This window comes from Agarivorans aestuarii, from assembly GCF_019670125.1.
Lineage (GTDB): Bacteria > Pseudomonadota > Gammaproteobacteria > Enterobacterales > Celerinatantimonadaceae > Agarivorans > Agarivorans aestuarii.
This window is the reverse complement of sequence record NZ_AP023033.1, coordinates 3,174,806-3,191,721: the sequence shown is the minus strand read 5'-3', so window position 1 is coordinate 3,191,721 and position 16,916 is coordinate 3,174,806. Positions and strand designations below refer to the sequence as shown.

Sequence of the window (16,916 nt, the reverse complement as noted above, 5' to 3'; positions counted from 1 at the left end):
TTAGCTGTTACTGACTTTGACGGAAAGGTAAAACAACAGTTTGCCTATGATCCTTGGGGAAAACAGTATTTTGGCTCGTTATGGCAGTGTAAATGATATTAGTCACGCGTATACCAACCGCGGATATACTGGCCACGAAATGCTCGCAGGCGTTGGACTTATTCATATGAATGGCCGTATTTACGATGCCGACATTGGCCGTTTTTTGCAGGCCGACCCGCACGTTCAAGCGCCAAACAATGCACAAAACTATAACCGTTATAGTTATGCGCTTAATAACCCCATGAGCTATACCGACCCCAGTGGCTATTTCTTTAGTGGCTTGAAGAAGTTCTTTAAGAAATACTGGAGGTCGATTGTTGCGGCTGTTGTGGCTGTTGTAAGTTATGGCTATGCCAGTGGTTGGGCAATGAGCTGGGGCTTTACTTCCACAACCATTATCAGTGGCTCTATTGCGGCAACCTCTACCACTATGTCATTTGGTGGATATGTAGTAGCTGGTGCCATAGCAGGTGCAACTTCGGGGTTCGTAGCCACCGGAACGCTTAGAGGGGCTGCATATGGTGCTCTATCTGGCGCAGTATTTGGTGGTATTGGGGCTTCGTTTAGAGGGAGTAGTGGCTTACTACAGCGAGGTGGTGCGGGGCATGTTAGTGCACACGCTGCTGCGGGTGGGGTGTTGTCTAAGCTGCAAGGTGGAAACTTTGGGCATGGCTTTTTGAGTGCAGGCGTGATGAAGGGCGTTGGTATGTACAATGCCAGCAAAGTTCAAAATGTCATGGGAAGTACTTTGATACAAGCAGCTGTAGGTGGAACGCTGTCTCGAATCACCGGCGGTAAGTTTGCAAATGGGGCAGTGACGAGCGCTATTCAGTATGTCGTTAATGAAGCGTCAAATGTAAGTGAAGCCATTAAGAAAAACTATATTAGCCGAACGGCAAATGGCCGAATTCATGCTATTAATGTACATAAATGCGCAAGTGCAGATTGTCTTTTGTACAATGCGAATTGGAATTCTAATGACTCAGCAGTTGTTGATTATATCAACGATAGGGCTAGAGACATAATAACCGATTTGGGGAATGTCGTATCTAAGGCTTCAATTTTTTTCCCTACCTCCGCAGTTTTATATGGGACATCATTAGCGCTAGGAGTAGAACAGGCTGTATATGATCAAAATTATTCTGGCTTGGCTGGTTATATATTTGGCTGGAAGTACACAACTATTTTACAAGGTGCTGGTGTAGCAAAACCTTTAGCTGGTAGCGCTGCTAATGTTGTAGCAGATACCATTTCGACAAATACGAATATAGACTTTTCTCCTGAGGATTAATGAAAGTAAAACAGCTAGTTTTAGCGCTAATAGCATCTGTCTTTTTAGGCTTACTATTTGATATGTCTCTAGCTCGTGTTGGGGCAGATGTCTTTATACTGGCATTCTCTGGAATGATCATAAAACATATATCCGATTATTTGAACAATCGCGCTTTGATGATTTCGTTTGGAAGATCTTTAGAAGCGACTGATGAAAATAAGGAATCGAGGAAAATAGCATTTATTTTTTATATAATTGTTTATCTGCTTTGTGTGGCTATGTTAATTATTCCAGTTTCTTAAAGTGCCGAAAAATAGTAAAGGAATAAATAATAAGTAGGGTCAGAGTCGGTTTAAAAAAGGGGCTTTGGTCGAGTGACCGGAGCTGATATTGGAGCAAGCTTTGTTCCATTCAATGCTGAATCTAACAACGGTGGGTACTCTTGGGCATCTGGGGTGAATGCTTCAATTGTCGAGGCAGGCTTTGAGCTTGACTACATCCAAGGTGCTACACCTGAAGCAGCTGTGGCTATATCTCCGTCAGTAAGGGCTGGCTTTTCTGTTTCCCATATGTTGATGAAGCATACTTTATATGAAGGTTTACGATGACAATGGAATTACTTTTTACTATTTCGATACTATTTTATTTGATTGTTCTGGCTATATTTGAATTATTACTACGCGAGGATTGTAAAGATCTAAAGATGGTTGATAAATTCTCTTTTCTGAAAGGTTGGGTTGGTTACTCCTTGTTTAGCTTATTTACGTGGAAGTCTGCCAGACTTTCTAAGCGGATGAAGTATATCTCTATTGTTCTTATAATTCTTAATGTCTATTTATTATTTTTACCTTTCTGTTATTACTTTATCTATTGAGTTAAATAGAATAAATGGGGGGCAGAGTCTGAGGGATCCCCACGAAATTATTCATAGTTTCCAACTTCGTTTTCTACGGGGCTAGTGCTTAGCAGTTGAAGTGTATCTAAGGCTTCGCGCCAGTGTGCTTTGCCCAGCTTTAGCCTTTTATCTCGGTAGGCTCTTAAACCAATCATCTGGTTCGAAAGAACATAGCGATGCTTGGTAAAATTAGCTTGATAGCGATAATGTTTACCTGCAGTTTTTACCGCTAGCCCTTTTAAGTTACGCCAGTATGTATAACGTACCTAGCTTAAACTTGTTCGCGGCGCTCTAAAACACTTAATGAAAGGCGCGGTTCCCTTGAGCTTTAAACTTGATTAGTTTATCCCAGCTTAAACCGAGATAGTTCGCTTAGCTGTTGCTGAGATTGCTGCTGCAGTGCATCGCTAATTTGCTGGGTTTGGTTAGCATCTCGGTTGGCCAGCTCGCTCAGTTCGACAATTTTCTCAACGTTGTTTGCTACTTGTACCGCTACGGTGTGTTTATCTTGGGCGTTATTGGCAATGTTCTCGCTACGCTGTTGAATAGAGCTTAGCAGTTGAGCAACTTGCTCTAGCTGTTGAGAGCTTTGCTCGGCTTCGTTGATACAGCTTCCCACCATGGTTTCACCTTGTACCATCATGTCCATAGCGTGTTGAGCGCGGCTCTGTAGTTGCTCTATCATTGTTAGAATTTCTTGCGTGGCTTCGCGGCTTCGAGTCGCTAAACCTCTAACCTCATCGGCAACGACCGCAAAACCTCTGCCTTGTTCGCCTGCGCGGGCAGCTTCGATGGCGGCGTTTAAGGCTAATAAGTTGGTTTGCTCGGCGATGCCTTGGATAACATCAACGATACGGTTAATGTCATCACTTTGTTGTTTAAGCTCGCTGACTTGTTGGCTGGCATCTACCACGGTGGTTTGTAGTTGATTTGTTGTGGCTAAGGTTGATTGTGCGGCTTGGTGGCTTTGCCCAGTAAGTTGGTTTACTTGGCCAATGTCGTCACGGCTTTGTTGGGCTTGCTCAGATACTTCGTTAACACCCACTTCCATTTGGCTTACCGCAACGGCAACGAGCTGGCTTTGATCTTGTTGCTCTTGAATCACTTTATGTGAATGCTCACTGGTTGCTAAGCCGCTCTTGGCGCTGGCAGCAAGTTGTTGTGCGTTATTGCTCATTTGGCTAATTACCTGGTTCATTTGGGCACTAAGCTCATGTAAGTGAGTGGCAATTTGACCAAATTCGTCGTGGGCATTTACGCCTTCAACTGTTCTAAAGTCGCCATTTACCATGCGTTTAATTTGAGCCAGGGTATTTGCTAGCGGTAAGCGAATTTGCCTGCTTACGTTCCAAGCTACAAAGAGGGTTATAGCAATTGATAAAAGCAGCACGAGCCCTGTTTGCAATAGCGCAGAACTTGAGCTTTGTTGAGCTTGTAGGTGAGCGACTGCAATGATTTGGCTTAGTTGCTCAGAGATATTGTCGAGCAAGTTTAGGGCTTGGTCTGTTTGTTGGTTTAGCGTTACTAGTTGTTCGTTTTGGCGACTCAGAACTAATTGCTGATTTTTTAGATTGCTAAATAAGCCATTGTTAGCAAAGGCTTGTTTGAGTAACTCGAAATAGCTGGTTAACTCCTCTCCACTGGCTGGGTCTAACTTGAGCAATTGTTCCTGCTTTTGCTGAAGAGATTTGTAATAACTAGATACCACACTAAATTGGGAGTTAAACTGCTGGGCATTTTGAGCATAAAACAGTTTCTCGAGAGCGCCAGAAAACGCCGCTATGTCGGCTTGCATGCCGGTTACAACCCATTCGGCATTCTCTTCTACCATTTCAATCATAAACTCCATATCACCCGCAAAGTTTTTCCACTTTTGATTAAAGCTTTGGCGCTGATTGGTTAATAACTGTTGAGCTTGTTGCGCTTGGTTGGCCAAGGTTAGCTGCGTTTGGCTGGTGGTTTTAATGCTATTGAGGTCTTGGTCTAATTGACTTAAACCGCTCACTATTTGCGGGTAAGGTTGGGCTAACTGAGAGAGGGACTCGATACGTTGGCCGTAGCTGCTAAACAGGCTGGTAACTTCCTGTTCTAGTTGCTCTGCTTGTTGGCGGTTTTGGCTATTGCTGTGTAAGCCAACTTTGCGCGCCGAGTTAAGCAATAATCCCGATAGTTGATTCACTTGCTCTGCCATTGGCGCTAAGCGGCTGACGGTTTGATCAAGTTGGCTTTCTAGTTGTCGCATATTAAGTTGGCCAATTAGCGCAACAATCAACAACAACGCAAGTAGCACAGCAAAACCAAGTAGTGTGCGGGTTACAACTTTGAGTTTCATGATACAGATCCCTGTTAGTATTCCTGCTGCTCCCAAGCCAAATCAGTTACTACAAAGCTAGCCATAGTTATTAGTATGGTTCACTAATTTACTGATTTTTAGGAATAATTATTACGATTCGTTCGTATGACTAATTAGTACCATAAGTAATATTGGTTGACCAGATAATGAATTGTAAAATATACAAAGGAAGGTCGATAATTTTTAACTAATGCTTTTAACCTAGTTCAATACTCTGCTTGTGGTGTTCATGAAAGGTCGGGAAATACTGCCGTTAAACCTAGTATCTCTGAACTTGGTTTTTAGTTTAGCTAGTTTTTATATTTGTTATCGTAGTGTTGAGGTAAGTGGTAGAGACAGCGCATATTTTTGATAAAAAGTGTTTTTTTGGAGCTGTACTGATGTTTTTCTCGATTGAACATGCGATCTTAAGCAATTATTGCACTTGTAAGAAAAGCATTATCAAATCAAAGGTATAGAATGCTTTGAAAGGTGTATTAGGGGCTGTTTATTTTTCGAGCTTATTTTTACAGCAATTTAACCGCGAAAAACAAACAGCCCTAGGCATTTTGATTGGAGTGCTGCGTAGTTTTAGTTTTTGCTAATAAATATAAGTGTGAAATGAAGCTCTGCTTTAAGGATGAAAATGAGAAATTTACTTGTTGCTATTGCCGTAAGCTGTTTACCAGCATTAGCTTTTGCCAGTGTGTGTTCTAAAGAAGGTTTTGCCGAAGCTTCCAGCAGCAACCAGCGTATACACCAAGACATTCAAACTTTGAGTAAACAGTATGTGGCAATATGTTCTTGGGACTATGACATGCCTCGCGACAAGGTATGTAAATTGTTTACTGATAAGCGAAGCCAACTCGCTTTAATTAACCAAGTGCCTCTTAACACAGTATTAGATAATGCCGAGAAAGCCGCAGAACAGTGGTATTCGGTGCATGAGGCCTGCGTTAGTGAAGGCAATAAAAGTAATGCAGATCTAGCCTTTAAAGGCTATGAAGAAAGCTTTGAGGTTTACACCAACTTAATTAATGAAATAGATATTCGTTATAAGCAAACCTGCCAGCAGCAAGTTGAAGCTAAGGTCGAGGACTACTGTGACTAGAGTACAGAAACTTAAAGTTGCGGTGGTGTATTTTACTAAAACCGATGTAACTGGCACTTTAGCTAAAGCCCTACAAGCTGGTCTTGCTGAGTCATATTCAATAGAAGTTGTCAGTATTCAAATTCAAGGTAAGCAAATAGTAGAAGGGCGCTTTTGTGCTCCTGAAGTATTTAAACAACTTGTCGATTGTGATGCCATTATCTTTGGTTCACCCACCTACATGGGCGGAGTAGCAGCACAATTTAAGGCTTTTGCTGACGCAACCAGTGAGCTTTGGTGTAAGCAACAATGGGCAGGAAAATTGGCCGCTGGTTTTACTTGCGGCAGTGCGCTAAATGGCGATCAAACCAGTACCTTGCAATACCTAGTCACGCTCGCTAATCAACATGGCATGTTGTGGGTGGGTTTAGACATTGCCAGTGGTTACGATGAACGTGAGTTAAATCGCTTGGGTTGTCAGCTTGGCGTAGTAGCTCAATCAAGTAACGGCGAGCTTCATCCAAGTGATGTTGCTACCGCTTGTTATTTAGGTGAACGAGTCGCAAAGCTCCTCCAATCGCAAAATTGCCTTAAGTAAGCTTGTCGTAGACTTAAGAGCTGCTATAACTATAGTTAAATCAATATATTCCAAGTCTACAATTAAGTTCACCAAGAGCTATTAGTAGCACTTAATATTGCGTAAATAACACCTTTTTTCACTGCTTTGTTGAAGGAGTGTTGCTGTCTTGAATTATCCATCTAAGTGGCTAAAGCTCTTATCCCTCAGCATTGTTTTGCTAGTTCCTTGGCAAGTCAATGCGCAGCGTGACTCAGATAGTCAATATACGCTTACCTTGGTCTTAATGCCCAGTAGCGGCAAGCAACGTCAAGCTTATAAGCAGCTTATTGCAAACTTTAGCGGCGCTTATCCTCATGTAGATGTAGACACTTTAGTTTACGAAAACGAATACTATAAAAAGAATATTGAAGACATCTTGCAGAGCAATGATAGTGAAGGTGATTTGTTTTTTTGGTTTGGCGGTGAACGCCTTAGAGGCTTAGCTAAGAATAACTTAATTCTGGATATTTCGTCCTGGTGGAAGCAAGCCGGCTGGCACAATACCTTTAGCCAGGCTGCGCAGCACGCCTCTCAATATCAGCAACATTATTACGCCTTGCCAATAAACTACTACCAGTGGGGCTTTTACTATCGCCAGTCGATGATTCGCTATCAACCCAATACCTTTGATAACTGGCAGCAGTTTCTTCTAAGTTGCCAACGCTTTGCAAAACAAGGCCAGCACTTAGTCACAATTGGCAGTAAAGAAGCGTGGCCGGTGGCTGCATGGTTTGACTACCTTAATTTGCGTATCAATGGTTTGGCATTCCATCAGCAGTTACTGGCTGGGGAGATTGCCTATACAGATAAGCGGGTAGAGCAGATATTCAGCTATTGGCAGCAAGCGATAGATGCCCAATGTTTTGTGCCAAACAGTGGCAGCCTGGGTTGGAAGCAAGCGCTGCCGGCGATGTATCGTGAAAAAGCCGCGGCAGTCTTAATGGGTAACTTCTTTCTCGCTACGGTGCCCGATAGAGTGCGCAATGATTTAGGTTTTGCGGCTTTTCCCCCGGTGCTTGAAGGGCAGAAGCGGTATGAAGAAGCACCTATTGATGTCATTGTGGCGCACCCACAAGCTCAATCCAATATTGCTGCTTTTTGGTTTTTAGATTTCTTGTCAAAGGGTGATGCCTTAATCGAGTTAAACCAGCAATTAGGTAAAATTAATCCTTTATCTCATCGCAACAACAGTGAAGACCGCTTCATTCAAGCAGGCACTCAGCTATTAAACAAAGCAAGCGGAGTCTCGCAGTTTTTTGATAGGGATAGCCCCAAGCAGTTTGCCTTGCCAGCCATGGATATTATGGTGGAGTTTTTGGAAAGTAGGGTTACTGCTTCTGAAGCTCTTGAGCAATTAGAAGCTCTGAGAATTAAAGTTTTTAAAAGTATTCACTAAGTGGCTTGTTAGCTTAATAAAGTGCTAGCTTTACAAAGCCTAGCGCAATGTCAATAATGTGCTTAATAAAGGCGCAGGACAAATTCATGAAAACCACAGATAACATCTTATATCGAATAAAAAGCCAGGGCGGGCTTACGGTAAAGATGTTAGCCGAACAGCTTGATATCACTACCATGGGCGTTCGTCAGCACCTGCAAAGCTTAGAAAACGATGAGCTAATCGAACACTTCGACAAAAAAGTAAAAGTAGGTAGACCAACTCGTTATTGGCAATTAACCGACAAAGGCCATGGGCGTTTTCCTGATTGCCACAGCGATTTAAGTGTTCAGCTTATCGGTGCGGTGAAGCAGGTATTCGGTGAATCTGGCTTAGAACAATTGGTTAGTCATCGTGAGCAGCAGAGTTTTACTGCTTACCTACAAGCGATGGATGGCATTACCAGTATTGCCGACAAGTTAGAGCTTTTGAGCAATAAGCGCAGCCAAGAAGGTTACATGGCCAATTGGCAGCGTCAGCAAGGTAGTTACCTGTTTGTTGAAGATCATTGCCCGATTTGCATAGCTGCTACCGAATGCCAAGGGTTATGCCGCTCTGAACTTGATATGCTGCAGAAGCTGTTTAGCGAATGCGAGGTAGAGCGCACCGAACACATTGTTGCTGGCTCGCGTCGTTGTGCCTATACCTTAACGCCTTTGGATGGTTATGAATAAGTTTGTTGTTGGATTCTGCACTGCGTTATTAGTAATGATAAGTAGTGTTACTTATTCCTGTGAGTTGCAAGCTATTCCAGTGGCTGAGCAGCGGTGGGGATGTGGTTGTAGTTACTATTTCCCTTCCAATCTTCCGATTCGTCCAGACATTGTGTTGCAAACCGCTCTTGATGGAACTCATCCCATTATGATGCGCGAAGGCAAACTAGTGAGTTTATGGGGAGCAAAAGAGAGCCCGCTGTTAACCCAAGCTGGATTGAGTTTAGCTCAAAATTTTCGCTACCAAGCGACAGCCATAACAGTAGAAAATCAAGTTCGCCCTGGCTGTACTTGGGGAGAACAAGGCTGTGAAGTTGTAGGGTATATAAGTCAAATTTCCACTTTCGAAAACTACCAGCAATGCCAGTGGAACTTACAAGGCGACTGTGGCTGTTAGTCAATGAATAAAGAGGCAAGTATGGCTTATCAAGACGTTTTAGATTTTTGGTTTGAACAGCTAAACCCACAACAGTGGTTTAGTGTAGACGCTAAGATTGATGAACTCATTAGTAGTCAGTTTTTTGCTTTGTTGCAACAAGCTGTCAGTGGTGAGTTATTTACTTGGCGCGAGCAAGCGCAAGCAAGCTTAGCTGAAATCATAATATTGGATCAGTTCTCAAGAAATATTCATCGTGGTCAAGCTGGTGCTTTTGCTAACGATTCATTAGCACTATGCCTTTCGCAGCAAGCAGTAGCAAAAGGGTTTGATCAGCAGCTTAATCTAAGCCAACGAAGCTTTTTATATATGCCGTATATGCATAGCGAATCCTTAGTTATTCACCAGCAGGCAGAGCAGTTGTTTAAGGCACCAGGGTTAGAAAATAACTATCAGTTTGAGCTAAAGCATAAAGTGATTATTGAGCGCTTTGGACGCTACCCACACCGTAATCAAATACTTGGTAGAGAGTCTAGCCCTGAAGAAATCGCTTTTTTAGCGGGGCCTGACTCTTCTTTCTAAATGATCTCAATAACTTAAAATCGTGACATAAAATTGTCATGTTTTTTTGTGCTGCCAATACCCGTTAGACACTAAGCTTAAAGGGTGTTGTTTGGTGTTGGAGTAGCCAGTGAGCAGGTTGTTGTTGGGCATTATTGTAAGTTGTTTTAGTTTGCATCTTCATGCAGCGGTAAGCTTGCTTGGGCCTAACGAGCAAGCCAGTAATGTGTTTACACAAGCCAATCAAACTCATCTTGATACTGACATTTCGCAATCGGCTATTAAGGCTTTAGATACTTCTCCAAATAGTGAATTAGGTGTAGGAGAGCGCTTATTAAGTCGCTTAAGTTGGCCAGTTCAAGCGAGTAGAGAGTCAGCCTTGGTGCTTAAGGCAGAAGACTACCAAGTTCGTTATCCAGATCTTCAACAATCCATTCAATATTTTCATCCCGATTCACTTTGGTATGGTTACCCCCAGGCGAGAAATACCCGTGACCAACTACAGTGGATGTTGTTGGAGTTTAGTTTAGCTGGTGGCCCAAAACAGTTAAGTGATTGGCTGGCGCAAATAAATGCGATAAACAACGATAACCCACAGTGGGAAGCCTTATATACCGATGCCTTTTTGGGCTTAATGGCATTTTGCCAGCAGTTAATGCGTTTAGATTATGCCCAAAGTATGGCCTTAAACAACATTACTGCTAAGCCCTTGGTGATACTAATTGATGAACCGTGGCTGGCTCACTTAAGCCGAGCAGATTTGTATCAGCAGTTAAGTAGTATGCGCGGTGAACTGAACATTGAGCGTTTGCGTTATCGTCAGCAGATTTTGCATTGGTTAAATGTGCAACAGCAGCGAAAACAACAAGTGAATATTGCAAGTGGACCGCTGATTAGCTTAAACAGTCGTGACTGGCGGGTACCCTTAATTCGCCAGCGTCTTGCTGAGTTTGATATCGCTAATCAGTTTGTTGATTTGCAATTAGATACTTTGGACGCAGACACTGTAATTGCGTTAAAGCGTTTCCAAACGCAGCATGGTTTAAAGGCTGATGGCATAGTAGGGAGCGATACCCTGTATTGGCTAAACTTTAAGCCAGTGAATCGCTCCAAAATGTTGGCCAGAAACTTACTGCGTAAGCAGTTACTTGAGCGCTTTATGCTCAGTTCTAATCAGCAGCGTATTATGGTTAATGTGCCAGCTTATCAGATGACTTATCTAGATAAAGACAGTGAGGTCTTTCAATCTAAAGTGGTAGTTGGCAGAGCTTCACGAGCTACGCCTTTATTGGTGAGTGAAATAAGTAGTGTGGTGATAAACCCTTATTGGAACGTGCCAAGAACCATTGTTCGTAAAGACATAATTCCTAAGCTGCGTCGTAACCCTGGTTACGTTGACCAGCAACGTTTTGAGTTGTTTGACTATCAGGGACAAGCCGTGCCCAGAGAGCAAATCGATTGGACACGAGTTAAAGACACTGGCGCTTTTCCTTATCGTATGCGCCAGCGCCCTGGGCCTGGTAACGCACTAGGTGCTTATAAGTTTCATTTTGATAATCAGTTTGCGGTTTATTTACATGATACTTCTTCACCGGAATTGTTCTCTGAGCAACATCGGGCTTTTAGTTCCGGCTGCGTGCGGGTTGAGGCGGCTGATTACCTAGCAGAGACTTTGCTCAAACAGGCGGGTTATAGCGAACAGTATAAACAGCGTTTGATTGCTAAAGGTGAGCCTAAATGGGTTCCATTGAAACAAAAAGTACCGGTTTACTTGGTGTATTTTACCTCGTGGTTTGATGGTAGTGGCGGGCTACATTATCGAAAAGATATTTATAATTTTGCCTCTGCGGATTCTTTTTTAGCGAGCTAGAAAATCTAGTTTAAACAAACTACTAGCTGGTATCTGTAAACGATCCTTTTCCAAATGGTATGACTAAAATCTAGAGCTTTGTTTGCTTTTTAGGCTGTTTGTCGGTATTTTTCTCCAAATTGATTGTTTTTCGATCCATTTGGAGTGAGTGTTGATGTTAGACCGAAATATAAAACGGCGGTCGTTGTTGTTAGGGTTAGGCGCTGGGTTAGTCGGTCTTGGAATACCAAAAAGCTATGCGAGTTCTAGTATTGCGAGGGAGTTGCCGGGAGAGCGCTTTCTAAGCATGACCAATTTACATACCAACGAAAGCTGTGAGGTATGTTTTTGGAAAAGTGGTGAGTTTCAAGACAAGGAAGTAGGGCTGTTGGATCAATTGTTACGTGATTTTAGACGTAATGAAGCCACTGAGATGGATAAAGCCTTATATATGCAAATGGCCTTGTTGCAAGATCGTTTAGGTGGAAAGGTGCATTTTGATATCATATCTGGCTATCGATCACTGGCAACCAATGAGATGCTGCGTAAAAATGGTGGCGGGGTAGCTAAAAAAAGCTTCCATATGACCGGTCAAGCTGTGGATCTGCGCGTTAAGGGGCAATCTCTTGCGAAGGTTCATAAACATGCGCTTGAGCTAAAACTTGGTGGAGTAGGCTATTACCCATCTAGTGATTTTATTCATTTAGACACTGGAAGAGTGCGCAGCTGGCGCGGGTCTTAATACTTAGGGCGAATTGCTAATGCTGTGTTCGCCCTTTTCTTTGTTAAATTTTAGTCATAAAAACCGCTTTAAATATAAAATCCAAATAAAAACTCCAGAATAAATCCAAAAAATATCCTATTAATTCTTTTTGTAATCTATCTGTCATATTTGATTGTTTCAATGCATCCCGACTTAGACAAATTGATTGTTATTTTTAATTGCAAAGAGAAATGTTATGAAAACCAAGTTAATCACGGCATTAAGTGCTGCTTCTATGTTGTTTGCTACTAGCGCGTTTGCAAGTAACACTGTTACCGTTTCTGGTTCTACTTCGGTATCAGGAATCATGGAAGTATTAGCTGAAAAATACCAAGCAACTCAGCATGACGTTGTTGAAGTTCAAAGTACTGGTTCTTCTGCAGGTATTCGAGCTGCTAAAGAAGGTACTAGCATGATTGGTATGTCTTCTCGTGATGTTAAAGATTCTGAAAAGAATGAAGTAACTCAAGAAATTGTTATGGCAATGGACGGAATTGCAGTAGCTGTAAACAATGCTAATGAAATAAAAGATTTAAGCATTGAGCAGGTTAAAAAAATCTACATGGGTGAGATTAATAACTGGAAAGAAGTAGGTGGCGCTGACCAACCTATCGTTGCAGTTACTCGCGAAGTAGGTTCGGGTACTCGTGGTGCATTTGAAGACATTATGGGTCTAACTCGTAAAATCAACGATGTAACTGTTACGGCTATCTCTCCACGTGCACAGGTTGCTAGTGGTAATGGTGCAATTAAAACTTTAGTGGCTAACAACCCTTACGCTATTGGTTTCATCTCTTTAGGTTCGGTTGATGACTCTTTAGCAGCAGTATCTATTGAAGGTGCAGCAGCGACTAAAGACAACATCAAATCTGGCTCTTACGGTATTGCGCGTCCATTCGTATTGTTGGTGAACAACCAACCTGCTCCTGAAGCTCAACAGTTCCTAGATTTCATTATGGGTACTGATGGTCAAGCGATTGTTGCTGAAGAAGGCTACATCGAAGTTAATTAAGCTTCCCATTTGGAACGAAGAAAAGAGGCATTGTTTAATGCCTCTTTGTTGTACGTTGATTTTGGAATAATTTTAAAATGAATCAAACGATTGCTGCTCCAACTCAAGAATTTGAGTTGAAAAATTCTGCGCTATTAGAAGCGCTTAGCCAGTCTTCCCAAAAGGTCGACTGGGTTGGTCGTTTCTTTAACTTGCTGTTTTTGGTCAGTGCACTAATTGGTGTGCTATCGGTGGCGACTATTGGCTACTTCTTGGTGCTTGAGGGCTTACCGGCCATTCAGTTTGCCGGATTAACCAACTTCTTACTTGGTGTAGATTGGTATCCGCCAGCTTTATATGGCATTGGTGCCATGATTGTTGCGTCGGTGGTATCGGCCTTAGGTGCGGTAGTTATTGGCGTGCCAGTAGCCTTACTAACGGCAATATTCTTAGCTGAAGTTGCGCCGAAATGGTTGGCAAATATCATTCGCCCTGCCGTAGAGCTGCTAGCTGGCATTCCGTCGGTAGTATATGGTTTCTTTGGTTTGGTTATTATTGTTCCGGCAATTGAATCAACGTTTAATGTTCCTGCTGGTAGTACTTTGTTAGCAGCCATCATTGTTTTGGCGGTGATGATTTTACCTACCGTAATCACTATTGCAGAAACGTCTATTAGAGCGATTCCGCGGACTTATAAAGAAGGCTCTTATGCCTTAGGTGCTTCGCCGATGTTCACCATTTTTAAGGTGATGTTGCCAGCCGCCCGTTCGGGAATACTGGCAGGTGTGGTGCTAGGTGTTGCTCGCGCCGTAGGCGAAACCATGGCCATTATTATGGTGATGGGTAACTCAACAGCAATGCCGGGTTCGCTATTAGATTCAGCCCGTTCCCTAACCGCTAACATCGCCTTAGAGATGTCTTATGCCACAGGCATTCATGCCAGCTCTTTGTATTCAACGGGTATTGTTTTATTGGTATTTGTGATGATTTTGAATACCAGCTTAGTGGTATTAAACCGTAAGAGGGTGAAGTAATGCGCCGCCGTATTGAAGACAGAATTGCTCTTAGCCTGATTTGGGGCGGAGCCGGCATGACCATTTTATTCTTGGTATGGATGCTTTGGCATATTTTAAGCAACGGTTTAAGCCATGTTAGCTGGGAGTTTATTAGCTCTGCTTATACAACCGTTGGCAAAACCTCGGGTATTTTCTCGATGATTGTTTCCACCATTTACATGGTTGGACTGTCTATCGCAATTGCTGCGCCTATCGGCATTATGACCGCTTTATACCTGACCGAATATGCAAAGCCAGGGAGTAAATTAGTAAAGGTTATTCGCTTCTGTACTGAGTCGCTAGCGGGCATACCGTCGATCATTTACGGTTTGTTTGGTATGACCTTCTTTGTGGTTACCTTAGGTTTGGGTTTCTCTATTTTGTCGGGCGCCTTAACGCTAGCCATTTTGATTTTGCCAGTGATTATTCGTACTACCGAAGAAGCGCTAATTGCGGTGCCTCAAGCTTATCGCGAAGCCTCTTATGGTTTGGGAAGCTCACGTATTTACACAATTTGGCGTGTGGTACTACCGTCGGCAATGCCGGGCATTGTTACTGCAGTTATCTTAAGTACCGGTCGAATTATTGGTGAATCTGCACCGGTATTCTTAACCGCGGGTATGGTAACTCGTATCCCTGAATCAGTGATGGATTCAGGTCGAACTTTAACGGTTCATTTATACAAATTAACTCAAGAATTGTTCACTGTTCATGAATGGAATCAGGCTTATGCAACTGCAACAGTACTGATTGTTTTAGTACTGCTTATTAACCTAACAACTAAGCTGATCGCTAGCCGATTCAACAAAGCTTCTTACTAAGAGATTGATATGAATAAGTTTGACGTTAACCAACTAGACCTACATTACGGTGACACTCACGCCCTTAAAGGGATTAACTTACCGATCCCTGAAAAGAAAGTTACCGCTTTAATTGGCCCTTCGGGCTGCGGTAAATCTACTTTATTGCGCACCTTAAATCGTATGAACGATTTAATTGAAAACGTGACAATTAAAGGTGACGTAAAGTTAGAAGGCAAAGACATTTATCAAGACCGCAATGTGGCGGCGCTTCGCATGAAAGTGGGTATGGTGTTTCAAAAAGCTAACCCATTCCCAATGAGCATTTATGAAAATGTAGCCTACGGCTTGAAAGCCCAAGGTATTCGTAATAAAAAGATCCTTGATGAAACAGTAGAGACAGCGCTACGCAGTGCAGCTTTATGGGATGAAGTAAGTGACCGCTTAAATAGCCCTGCTTTTGGTTTATCTGGTGGACAACAACAGCGCCTGTGTATTGCGCGCACCATTGCCATTCAACCAGACGTAATTTTAATGGATGAGCCAACCAGTGCCTTAGATCCTATTGCTACTCACAAGATTGAAGAGTTGATGGACGAGTTGCGCAAAAAATTCACTATTGTGATTGTGACGCACTCAATGGCTCAAGCTAAGCGTATTTCAGATAAAACCGCCTTCTTTTGGATGGGCGAGTTGGTTGAGCATGGCGATACCGACCAAGTATTTAATGCGCCAGTGGATGAGCGTACTCGCGGCTACGTGAATGGCGATTTTGGTTAAGTATTAGATATAAATAAAAGCCGCAGAGCTATGTTCTGCGGCTTTTTTGTATCTAATCTACGGCTTTTAGCGCTTAACAATACTGGGATTAAATTGCCATTGCGGCGCTAGTTTTCGGCGTTGTTCGCAGCGCTGCAAAATCGCTTTTCGAGATGCATTGTTAGAACTACTCCAAGCGCAAATCTCATCGAGGTGGCGAAAGCAGCCAACACAAACATCATCACCGTCAAGGGTGCATTGCCTGATACAGGGCGAATCAATAAGTTTGTGTAATTCCATGGCTAGGCAATCTCTACATGCGCTTAATACTAGTTTAGTCTACTAAGCCGTAGGGCAGTTGAGCGATGGTATACAAGCTTTGCTCATCGCCTGCTAAGCGAAACTTAGCCTCTGCATCGGTATCGTTGTTTAGCACTGCCAATAGCTCCACGTAACCCGGTTCTAATTGAACTGCTTGTAATACAGTTCCTTTGCCGCGCCAGTTGTCACCCATTTGCTGTTCTAGTCTATCTCCAGCTTTAGGTAAAGTAGCACCGTGACCAGCTAAACGTAACGAAGCGCGTTTATTTGCGCCGCGATACTTGGCTCGAGCAATGGTTTCTTGGCCGGTATAACAGCCCTTAGAAAAACTTAAGGCGTTTAAATGCTGCAAGTTAAGCGCTTGAGGAATAAATTGCTGCTGAGTTGCCTGTTCAATGGTGGGTAAACCAGAAACAATCTGCAAGGCGCGCCAAAGCTCATTGGCATCAAGATCACTGTTAGGAGCATCTGCCCCCCAATTGTTATCTTCTGTGATCACCAAGTAGCGGCGTTTCGGGCCATCAATATGTACACAAATACCTTGCTCAATTAGGCCGCCATGGCTGGCAATTTCTTCACCAAATTGCTCGGCAATATAGTGAGGCGCTTCGGCTCCCATTACCGCTACTGTATGTAATGTGGATTCTGTTTCGATATTTACCTTCGAAAACACCGCATACTTTTTCAGTTCTTTTAACTGCGACTCTGCTAAAGATGCTGGTTGTAAGTAAAGGTAGTCTTGCTCCAAGCGCAGTAGACGCAATACCGACCACATTTTTCCGGTAGGGTCACAGTGAGCAGCCAAGCTTTGTTGGCCTGGTAATAGGCTATTTACATCGCAGCTAAGTTGGCCTTGTAAATAGCTTTGGGCGTCTTCGCCACTTACTCTAACTAGGTGCCACTGATCCAAAGGTTGAACCAATAATGGAGGAAGAGTACATAAAGTTTGTTGAGACATAGTCGGCTTCCGTTGAGAGCTAAGTCAAGCTTATAAGGGTGTAATTTTGTTGTTGAAATGGTATCTTCGTCAATACTTTTACAG

Annotated in this window: 18 protein-coding genes and 1 pseudogene; 15 read left to right on the top strand and 4 right to left on the bottom strand. The window is 42.9% G+C overall.

Annotation, left to right across the window (positions count from 1 at the left end; genetic code table 11):
- Positions 1-46 precede the first annotated feature (46 nt).
- From K5609_RS14845 to K5609_RS14835, 3 genes are all read left to right on the top strand, one after another.
- Complete coding sequence (locus K5609_RS14845; RefSeq protein ID WP_221077278.1) at positions 47-1,333, top strand: RHS repeat-associated core domain-containing protein; 1,287 nt, start codon at positions 47-49, stop codon at positions 1,331-1,333.
- Positions 1,333-1,617: a hypothetical protein gene (locus K5609_RS14840; RefSeq protein ID WP_221074321.1), complete on the top strand. Its 285-nt coding sequence runs from the start codon at positions 1,333-1,335 to the stop codon at positions 1,615-1,617. The genes K5609_RS14845 and K5609_RS14840 overlap by 1 nt, the downstream gene beginning before the upstream one ends.
- 72 nt (positions 1,618-1,689) lie before the next feature.
- Positions 1,690-1,923: a hypothetical protein gene (locus K5609_RS14835; protein ID WP_221074320.1), complete on the top strand. Its 234-nt coding sequence runs from the start codon at positions 1,690-1,692 to the stop codon at positions 1,921-1,923.
- A 313-nt stretch (positions 1,924-2,236) separates the two neighbouring features.
- Here the strand turns inward: K5609_RS14835 and K5609_RS21785 are convergent.
- Both K5609_RS21785 and K5609_RS14830 read right to left on the bottom strand, forming a co-directional pair.
- Positions 2,237-2,455 (bottom strand): annotated as a pseudogene (locus K5609_RS21785) (hypothetical protein); the annotation flags it as partial.
- Between the two features lie 98 nt (positions 2,456-2,553).
- Positions 2,554-4,542 carry a methyl-accepting chemotaxis protein gene (locus tag K5609_RS14830; RefSeq protein WP_221074319.1) on the bottom strand — a complete coding sequence of 663 codons (1,989 nt, stop codon included), beginning with the start codon at positions 4,540-4,542 and terminating at the stop codon, positions 2,554-2,556.
- Positions 4,543-5,188: 646 nt separating this feature from the next.
- Here K5609_RS14830 and K5609_RS14825 point away from each other — a divergent pair.
- The 12 genes from K5609_RS14825 (at position 5,189) to pstB (ending at position 15,574) form a co-directional block, all read left to right on the top strand.
- Positions 5,189-5,653, top strand: a complete 465-nt coding sequence (locus tag K5609_RS14825) for a hypothetical protein (RefSeq protein ID WP_221074318.1) — start codon at positions 5,189-5,191, stop codon at positions 5,651-5,653.
- Positions 5,646-6,230 carry a flavodoxin family protein gene (locus K5609_RS14820; protein WP_221074317.1) on the top strand — a complete coding sequence of 195 codons (585 nt, stop codon included), beginning with the start codon at positions 5,646-5,648 and terminating at the stop codon, positions 6,228-6,230. Before K5609_RS14825 ends, K5609_RS14820 begins: the two co-directional genes overlap by 8 nt.
- A 148-nt stretch (positions 6,231-6,378) precedes the next feature.
- Positions 6,379-7,647: an ABC transporter substrate-binding protein gene (locus K5609_RS14815; protein WP_221074316.1), complete on the top strand. Its 1,269-nt coding sequence runs from the start codon at positions 6,379-6,381 to the stop codon at positions 7,645-7,647.
- Between the two features lie 86 nt (positions 7,648-7,733).
- On the top strand, positions 7,734-8,360 hold the full coding sequence (locus K5609_RS14810) for a helix-turn-helix transcriptional regulator (RefSeq protein ID WP_221074315.1): 627 nt from the start codon (positions 7,734-7,736) through the stop codon (positions 8,358-8,360).
- Positions 8,353-8,796, top strand: a complete 444-nt coding sequence (locus K5609_RS14805; RefSeq protein ID WP_221074314.1) for a hypothetical protein — start codon at positions 8,353-8,355, stop codon at positions 8,794-8,796. Before K5609_RS14810 ends, K5609_RS14805 begins: the two co-directional genes overlap by 8 nt.
- 21 nt (positions 8,797-8,817) lie before the next feature.
- Positions 8,818-9,357 carry a DUF924 family protein gene (locus tag K5609_RS14800; protein WP_221074313.1) on the top strand — a complete coding sequence of 180 codons (540 nt, stop codon included), beginning with the start codon at positions 8,818-8,820 and terminating at the stop codon, positions 9,355-9,357.
- 109 nt (positions 9,358-9,466) lie between these two features.
- Positions 9,467-11,206 carry a L,D-transpeptidase family protein gene (locus K5609_RS14795; RefSeq protein WP_221074312.1) on the top strand — a complete coding sequence of 580 codons (1,740 nt, stop codon included), beginning with the start codon at positions 9,467-9,469 and terminating at the stop codon, positions 11,204-11,206.
- Between the two features lie 154 nt (positions 11,207-11,360).
- Positions 11,361-11,927, top strand: coding sequence for a peptidoglycan L,D-endopeptidase MepK (gene mepK, locus K5609_RS14790; RefSeq protein ID WP_484765267.1), 567 nt, complete (start codon positions 11,361-11,363; stop codon positions 11,925-11,927).
- 217 nt (positions 11,928-12,144) lie between these two features.
- Positions 12,145-12,960, top strand: a complete 816-nt coding sequence (locus K5609_RS14785) for a phosphate ABC transporter substrate-binding protein (protein WP_152781665.1) — start codon at positions 12,145-12,147, stop codon at positions 12,958-12,960.
- Positions 12,961-13,037: 77 nt separating this feature from the next.
- Positions 13,038-13,973 carry a phosphate ABC transporter permease subunit PstC gene (gene pstC / locus K5609_RS14780; protein ID WP_152781663.1) on the top strand — a complete coding sequence of 312 codons (936 nt, stop codon included), beginning with the start codon at positions 13,038-13,040 and terminating at the stop codon, positions 13,971-13,973.
- Entirely contained in the window at positions 13,973-14,815 is an 843-nt protein-coding gene (gene pstA / locus K5609_RS14775) for a phosphate ABC transporter permease PstA (RefSeq protein ID WP_016402867.1), read from the top strand. Before pstC ends, pstA begins: the two co-directional genes overlap by 1 nt.
- A 9-nt stretch (positions 14,816-14,824) precedes the next feature.
- Positions 14,825-15,574: a phosphate ABC transporter ATP-binding protein PstB gene (gene pstB, locus K5609_RS14770; protein ID WP_016402866.1), complete on the top strand. Its 750-nt coding sequence runs from the start codon at positions 14,825-14,827 to the stop codon at positions 15,572-15,574.
- A 66-nt stretch (positions 15,575-15,640) separates the two neighbouring features.
- Here the strand turns inward: pstB and K5609_RS14765 are convergent, their stop codons facing one another.
- Both K5609_RS14765 and ygfZ read right to left on the bottom strand, forming a co-directional pair.
- Positions 15,641-15,853 carry a DUF1289 domain-containing protein gene (locus K5609_RS14765; RefSeq protein ID WP_221074310.1) on the bottom strand — a complete coding sequence of 71 codons (213 nt, stop codon included), beginning with the start codon at positions 15,851-15,853 and terminating at the stop codon, positions 15,641-15,643.
- A gap of 34 nt (positions 15,854-15,887) precedes the next feature.
- Positions 15,888-16,832: a tRNA-modifying protein YgfZ gene (ygfZ, locus tag K5609_RS14760; RefSeq protein ID WP_221074309.1), complete on the bottom strand. Its 945-nt coding sequence runs from the start codon at positions 16,830-16,832 to the stop codon at positions 15,888-15,890.
- Positions 16,833-16,916: the final 84 nt, after the last annotated feature.